We start from the raw sequence: 6,786 nt of genomic DNA, 5'->3' as shown, positions 1-6,786 counted from the left end.
CCGTCACCGAGGTGGCTCCCCACGTCACGCCGGGCTCGCTGGTCATCTCGACGGTGGCCGGCCTGCCGCTGGACTTCCTGACGACGGCCTTTCCCGCCGGAGTCGACTTGGCCAGGGCCATGCCGAACACGTCCTCACAGGCCGGGGCTTCGGTGACGGCCATCGCTGTGCCGCCGGGGACCAGCGAGGTGGCCTTGGAATTGGCTAAGACGACCCTGTCGGGGGTCGGCTCGGTCCACGTGGTCGATGAGGGACTGCTCGACGCGGTCACGGCGGTCAGCGGGTCGGGCCCGGCCTACTTCTATTACTTCGTGGAGTCCCTGATCACCGCGGCGGCCGAGGCCGGGCTCGACGACCAGTTGGCCCGGGCTCTGGTGGTCGAGACTTTCCAGGGCGCCGCGGCCGTCCTCAAGACGACCGGGGCCGACCCGGCCGCGCTGAGGGCCAAGGTGACCTCGGCCCGCGGCACCACTGAAGCCGCCCTCAAGGTCATGAGCGAGCATGGTCTGCCGGACACGGTCCGCCAGGCGGTCTCCTCGGCCGCCCGGCGTTCGGCCGAGATCGCCGCCGGGTTCAACGCCCTCCTGGCCAAGGCCCGCTGAAGACCCAGACTGTCCGAGCTTGGAGGCGGGTCGATGGGCTTGCTGCGAGTGGCCCTTCTCCAATTGCTCTCCGGCCCCGACCAAGCGGCCAACCTGGCCAAGGGTGAAGGAGGCCAGCCTCTTCTCAGAGGCTGGCCTCGAAGGTTTCAGTGCAGTTCCGGATCCTATCGCCTGGTCACTTTGGGAAGTAGCTCATCGGGTTGGACGGCTTGCCGTCGATCCGGACTTCGAAGTGGAGATGCGGTCCGGTGCTGTTGCCGGTGCTCCCGACAAAACCGATGAGCTGCCCCTTCTCGACCTTGGAACCCTGCTTCAATCCATCGGCATAGGCATTGAGGTGCCCATAGAGGGTCACCGTGCGCCCGCCGTCGTGGTCGATCATGATCGCCTTCCCGTAGCGCCCGTCCCACCCGAGCAGGGTGATCGTGCCCGAGTCGGCCGCTTCGACTTCGGTGCCGCGCGGGGCGGCGATGTCTACGCCGGTGTGATAACCCCGGCCGCGCCAGCCGAAGCCCGAAGTGATCTGCCCGGCCGACAGAGGCCAGTAGAACGCACCCGTGCCGAGGGCCGGGGCCTGCTTCGTACCCCTGAGTTCGATCTGGGTCTTCGGCTCGGAGAGGAGCTTCTCGCTGACCACCGTGGTCGTTTCCTTGCTGTCGGCGGTCCGCCGCTCAATCCGATAGGTGACCTCCTTGGCTCCGCCGACGCCCGGCTGCTTGACCACGGTCTGCCACGGCCACAGGTCCGGGTCCGCCTCGACCTGGGTGGCAAACTGGATCCACTCCTTGACCGTCTTCGTCTCCACGCTGACGATGCTGATGATCGGCTCGGAGGCGGTCAGGCTGAGTTGCTCCCCGGGCTTGATCGCGCCGTTCCCGGGCAATTGCGGGTTGGCCTTGAGGAGGGTGTCCACGCTGAGGCCGTGACTCTGGGCGATGCTCCAAAGGGAGTCGCCGCGCGAGACGACGTATCCGACGACCTTGTCGGTGCCCCGGGCCAGGATCTGCTTGGCTTCGTCCTTGGTCCGCAGTTTATCCAGCGGGACCGGGCCGGCCGCGACGACGACCTTCTGCTCGAACTCCAGGCTGTCGACGGTGGCCCCGCGCTTCTGGATGCGGGCGGCTTCTTCGGCCTTCAGGTCGTTGATGACCGCCTGGGCCTCACCCTTGTCGAGGAGCCCGACGATTGGCTCGTCGCCGACGGTGATCATGAAGCCGTCGGTGACGAGAATCGAGGCCCCATTCAGGGCGGCCTCGATGGCCGCGACGTCCGCCAATTCCGGCTGCGTGGCCTCAGTCGGGGTGTTGATATAGCGGACCAGCATGACCTGCCGGCCGGCGCGGACCGGACGGCCGAGTTCTTTGCCGGCCGCCGCGGCGATTTCAGTCAGGGCCCGATTGACCAAGGACTTGCCGTGGATGAGGCCGAGGCCCTGCCCGTTGACCTCGAGGACGTAGGTCGTCCGGGCGGGCAGGTAGACGAAGGTCACCAGGCCGGCGACGAGGGCGAGGGCGCAGGCCGTGGAGGCCCACTTGATGAGGGGTTTCCTGGCTAGTGCGACGATGCTCATGCTGCCCTCCTGTCTAAACGGTCTTGACTACCTCTTCGTCCAAATAGGCATAGTTTCCTCCCTAACCATTTTAGTCTAACGTAAAGAAAAAATAAGCTTGACCAGGCCGGGACATTCGCGGAACTTTCCGACCGGGGAGGGACGGCGGCCGGCCTCCGATCAGGGAGAAACGGCGGCCGGCCGGGCGCCCTTGACGGTCAGATAGAAGACGAGGCTGTCTGCCAGGGCCTGCCATGAGGCCTCGAGGATATTCACGGATACTCCCACCGTGCCCCATGCCCGCTCGCCGTCGCTGCTCTCGATGAGGACGCGGACCCTCGCCGCGGTACCGTCGGAGCCCTCCAGGACCCGGACCTTGTAGTCGGTCAGGCGGACCCTGGCCACCTCCGGATAGACTTCCATGAGGGCCTTGCGGAGGGCCGAGTCGAGGGCATTCACGGGGCCGTTGCCTTCGGCCGCCGTGTGGACCACCCTCTCCCCCACCTTCAGTTTGATGCTGACCTCGCTCCGCGCCCCGGCCTCCCCGCCGTCCGAGACTAGCACCCGCAGGCCAAGGAGCTGAAAGGGGGCCGGGCCGCCGCGGGACAGCAGTTCGAGCGAGGCCTCGGCCCCCTCGTACTGATAACCCTCGAACTCCCGGGCCTTGACCAGTTCGAGCAAGGACGCCGCCTCGGCCGGTTCGAGGCTGTCGGCGAAACGGTTCAAGAGGTTGGACCGGCCGGCCAGTTCGGAAACGAGGATGTGCCGCTGGTTTCCGACGCTCTCAGGCGGAGTGTGCTCGTACAACACTGGGTCCTTGGCCAGGGCGCTGACGTGGACCCCGGCCTTGTGGGTGAAGGCGTTGCGGCCCACATACGGCAAGGAATCGGTGGATGGCAGGTTGGCCACCTCGCTCACATAGTGGCTGACCGCCGTGATCTCGGCCAGGCGTCCGGGCGGCAGGCACAGCCGCCCCATCTTCAACTCGAGGTCGGCGATGACCGTGCAAAGGTTGGCGTTGCCACAACGCTCCCCGTAGCCGTTGACCGTCCCCTGGACCATCAGGGCGCCGGCCTCCACGGCGGCCAGGGTGTTGGCCACCCCGACCCCGCCGTCGTCGTGGGCGTGGATGCCCAGCCGTTGCCCCGGGAAGCGCCGGGCGGCCTCCCTGACCGCCTCGGCCACCGTCCAGGGGAGGGTTCCCCCATTGGTGTCGCAGAGGACCAGCCAATCGGCCTCGGCCTCGGCGGCCGCCTCCAGCGTGGCCCAGGCATAGTCGGGGTTGGCCCGCAACCCATCGAAGAAGTGCTCGGCGTCGTAGACCACCTCCCGGCCCTGCCGCCGGAGATGGGCAACCGATTCGGCGATCATTCGAAGGTTCTCCTCGAGGCTGGTGCCAAGGGCGACCGTGACGTGATGGTCCCAGCTCTTGCCGAAAATGGCCACGGTCGGCGTGTCCGCCTCGAGCAGGGACTGCAGGGTCGGGTCCTCCTCGACGCCGGCCGCGGCCTTGCGGGTGCTGCTGAAGGCCACCGCCTTGGCCTGCCGGAGGGGCCGTCGCCTGAGTTCGGCGAAGAAACGGGCGTCCTTGGGGTTGGACCCCGGCCAGCCGCCTTCGATGTATGGCAAGCCCAAGGCGTCCAGCCTCCGGGCGATGCGGAGCTTGTCGGCGAGGCTGAAGGAAAGCCCCGCCCGCTGGGCCCCGTCGCGCAAGGTCGTATCGTAAACGGTGATCGTCGGCGCCATCATCATGACCCCCTTGAAATCGGCAGGCCCCCACCCCAGAAATGGGGCGGGGGCCGTCATCGGTCCACGCGGTACCACCCAAATTTGCCGCCGGAGAAAGGCGGCCACCTTGGCCGAGGCGTATGCCACGCCTCCCTCCGGTTAACGGCGGAGGGTCCGGCCAGACCTATCCCGCGAGGGACTCGGGTGGCGGCTCGGAGGCGATTTTCGCCGGACTTCCCGCGGGGTCTCTCAGCCGGCGACCCCTTCTCTGTGGCGGTGTTTCCCCGGTTACTCGTCCTCGTCATCACGCTTGGGGCCGTTGCTAATTAGCCATTACAATACCGAATTGCAGGTCTTTTGTCAAGCCCTGGAGGGGAAAAAACCCTGGAGGGAAGAAAGCCCTGGAGGCAAAAACCGCCGCCGCCGGGCGGAGCCCCGACCGGGCGTCGTCGGCGCCCCGGCCGCTTCCAGCGGCGACCGGCCTGGTGGTATAATGGACCCTGGGTTCTCGACGCCTCGTTTAGCAGGGGGTCAGTCGCCTGGCAACCGCCAATCACAGCATCAGCCTAAGCCCGAGCCGACAAGCGCAGCCGGAAGCCCTTCCGCAGCGTTGGTCGGTTCTCACCGCCGTCGTCATCGCCAACATCATGGGTCCCATCGACATGAGCGTCATCAACGTGGCCATGCCCGTCCTCAGCGATGTCTTTTCCATGGCCTACCTCCTGGTCATCGGCAGCCTCATCCTGACCTATGGCCGCCTGGGCGACATGTTCGGCTTCAAGCGGGTGTTCATGCTCGGGGTGCTCCTCTTCACGGTCGCCTCCGCCCTCTGCGCGCTGGCCTCCGACATCTGGACGCTGATCGCCTTCCGGGCCGTCCAGGCCATCGGGGCCGGCATGTTCATGGCCACCTCGCAGACCATCGTCACCTCGGTCTTTCCGGCCCACGAACGCGGGCGGGCCCTCGGCACGTATGGCATGACCACCGCCGCCGGCCTCGCCTTCGGCCCGAGCCTCGGCGGCTTCCTGCTCGCCGTATCCAGCTGGAGGGCGATCTTCCTGATCAACCTCCCCATCGGGGTCGTGACGGCCTGCGGTCCGCCTTCCTGGTCGCCGCCTGCCTGGCCACCCTCGGGGCGCTGGCCTCGTCGGTCCGGAGCGATGATTGGCGAATGAAGGTGGGCTGAAGCTGACCTGCTATGCGCCAAGAGTCCGAAGTATTGAGATTTTCCGGGGGGTAAGGTCACCTGTCCACCGCCAACCACGCCGTCAGCCTCGGGGCCGCCCGACCGGGCGAACTTGAGGTATCGCCGCACCGCTGGTCCATCCTGTACGCCGTCCTGGCCGCCAACGTCATGGGTCCCATCGATGGCAGTGTCATCAGCGTCGCCCTGCCCACTTTCAGCCGGGTCTTTCACGTCGGCCTGAATACCGTCGGCTGGGTGTCCATGGCCTACCTTCTCGTCCTCGGCAGCCTCATCTTGACCTACGGGCGCCTGGGCGACATGTTCGGTTTCAAGCGGATCTTCCTACTCGGGGTGGCCCTCTTCACCGCCGCTTCGGCCGTCTGTGCCCTGGCCCCGGACATCTGGACATTGATCGCTTTCCGGGCCGTCCAGGCCATTGGAGCCGGCATGTTCATGGCCATGGCTCCGGCCATCATCGCCGCGACCTTCCCGGCCGGCGAACGTGGCCGCGCCCTCGGCCTCTTCGGGATGACGGCAGCCGTCGGGCTGTCCCTCGGCCCGAGCCTGGGCGGCCTGCTCCTGAGCGTATCCAGCTGGCAGTCCATCTTCCTCATCAACCTACCCGTCGGCGTCATTGGCTACCTGCTCTGCTCCCGGACCTTGCCTGACCAGACCGAGTTGAAGCGGCAGCGATTCGACCTCGTCGGAGCCGCCGCCGGCTTCGTCTCCCTCGGCTCTCTGCTCCTCGCCGGAAGCTACGGCGAGGAGTGGGGCTGGTCCTCGACCCCCACCGTCGGCCTGGCCGCCGCCTTCCTCGTCACCTCGGCCGCCTTCATCTGGTGGGAGCGGCGGGTCACCCAGCCCATGCTCGAGCTCAGCCTCTTCCGCAACCTGGCTTTCAGCGCCGCCTGCTTCTCTTCGCTGATGAACTTCGTCTCCCAGTCGGCGCTGGTCTTCCTCGTCCCCTTCTACCTCCAGCAGATCCTGGCCTGGACGCCGAAGCAGACCGGCCTGATCATGACCGTCTCCCCGCTGGTCGTCCTGGTGGTTGTCCCCTTCAGCGGCTCCCTCTCGGATCGGATCGGCACTCGCTGGCTGTCCTTCGTCGGGCAGGCCCTGATGGCGGTGGGGTTCGTCCTTCTGTACAGACTGACCCCGACGGCCGGGGCCTTCGACATCGCCTGGCGAATCGGGGTGGTCGGCCTCGGCGTCGGCATCTTCCAGTCCCCCAACAACAGCACGATCATGGGCAACTGCCCCAGACACTTGCTGGGAACCGGCTCCGGGGTCCTGGCCACCGTCCGGACCGCGGGCATGGTCCTGGGCGTGGCCGTCAGCACCGGTGTCTTCGAGTGGCGCCGTTCGGCGATGGCCGTGACTCTCGGTCCGGCCGGCTCTTACCTCTCCGGTCTCCGGCTGGCCTTCCTGGTAGCCGCATGCCTGGCCGCCGTCGGCGCGCTGACCTCTTCGGTGCGGAGTGACGATTGGCGCAACGCGGGTTAGGTTGTTGCAAGGCCCTTCGCTTCCCGAGACCCCGTCCCGAAGGCCATCGAAGGCCGCCGGGCGGGGTTCTTTCTTGGCAGGAGACCGGGCGGTAGGGCCTGAATCTCCCCTAGAATGACGCTCATCCACTCTGGCGCCAGAGATCATCGCCAGCAAAGTGGCCAGGTTCTTTGATCCTGGCTTCGCCTGACACCACGAGCCTTGGAGGGGAAGCCCTT

Annotated in this window: 5 protein-coding genes; 3 read left to right on the top strand and 2 right to left on the bottom strand. The window is 67.0% G+C overall.

Annotated features, from left to right (window positions below; all coding sequences use genetic code 11):
• Positions 1 to 602 (top strand): pyrroline-5-carboxylate reductase dimerization domain-containing protein (locus VGL40_07095; protein HEY3315031.1); only part of this gene is annotated, 602 nt, incomplete at its 5' end.
• A 175-nt stretch (positions 603 to 777) separates the two neighbouring features.
• On the opposite strand, the gene VGL40_07090 is transcribed toward VGL40_07095, so the two are convergent.
• Together VGL40_07090 and cimA are read right to left on the bottom strand one after the other, a co-directional pair.
• Positions 778 to 2,172 (bottom strand): M23 family metallopeptidase, encoded by a 1,395-nt coding sequence (locus VGL40_07090; protein ID HEY3315030.1) that lies wholly within the window; start codon positions 2,170 to 2,172, stop codon positions 778 to 780.
• A gap of 159 nt (positions 2,173 to 2,331) precedes the next feature.
• Positions 2,332 to 3,897 carry a citramalate synthase gene (gene cimA, locus VGL40_07085; GenBank protein HEY3315029.1) on the bottom strand — a complete coding sequence of 522 codons (1,566 nt, stop codon included), beginning with the start codon at positions 3,895 to 3,897 and terminating at the stop codon, positions 2,332 to 2,334.
• A gap of 629 nt (positions 3,898 to 4,526) precedes the next feature.
• Here cimA and VGL40_07080 point away from each other — a divergent pair.
• Both VGL40_07080 and VGL40_07075 read left to right on the top strand, forming a co-directional pair.
• Positions 4,527 to 5,054 carry an MFS transporter gene (locus tag VGL40_07080; GenBank protein ID HEY3315028.1) on the top strand — a complete coding sequence of 176 codons (528 nt, stop codon included), beginning with the start codon at positions 4,527 to 4,529 and terminating at the stop codon, positions 5,052 to 5,054.
• A 71-nt stretch (positions 5,055 to 5,125) separates the two neighbouring features.
• Positions 5,126 to 6,568, top strand: a complete 1,443-nt coding sequence (locus tag VGL40_07075; protein HEY3315027.1) for an MFS transporter — start codon at positions 5,126 to 5,128, stop codon at positions 6,566 to 6,568.
• The last annotated feature ends 218 nt before the right edge of the window (positions 6,569 to 6,786 follow it).

It is taken from the genome of Bacillota bacterium (genome assembly GCA_036504675.1).
Taxonomy (GTDB): domain Bacteria; phylum Bacillota; class Sulfobacillia; order JAJYWN01; family JAJZPE01; genus DASXUT01.
The sequence above is the reverse complement of the archived record's forward strand: the minus strand, read 5'-3'. Positions and strand labels throughout refer to the sequence as shown.

Bases quoted from the DNA above. Each gene is read 5' to 3' on its own strand.
- cimA (HEY3315029.1), bottom strand. From the start codon at position 3,897: ATGGCGCCGACGATCACCGTTTACGATACGACCTTGCGCGACGGGGCC.
- VGL40_07090 (HEY3315030.1), bottom strand. From the start codon at position 2,172: ATGAGCATCGTCGCACTAGCCAGGAAACCCCTCATCAAGTGGGCCTCC.
- VGL40_07080 (HEY3315028.1), top strand. From the start codon at position 4,527: ATGGGTCCCATCGACATGAGCGTCATCAACGTGGCCATGCCCGTCCTC.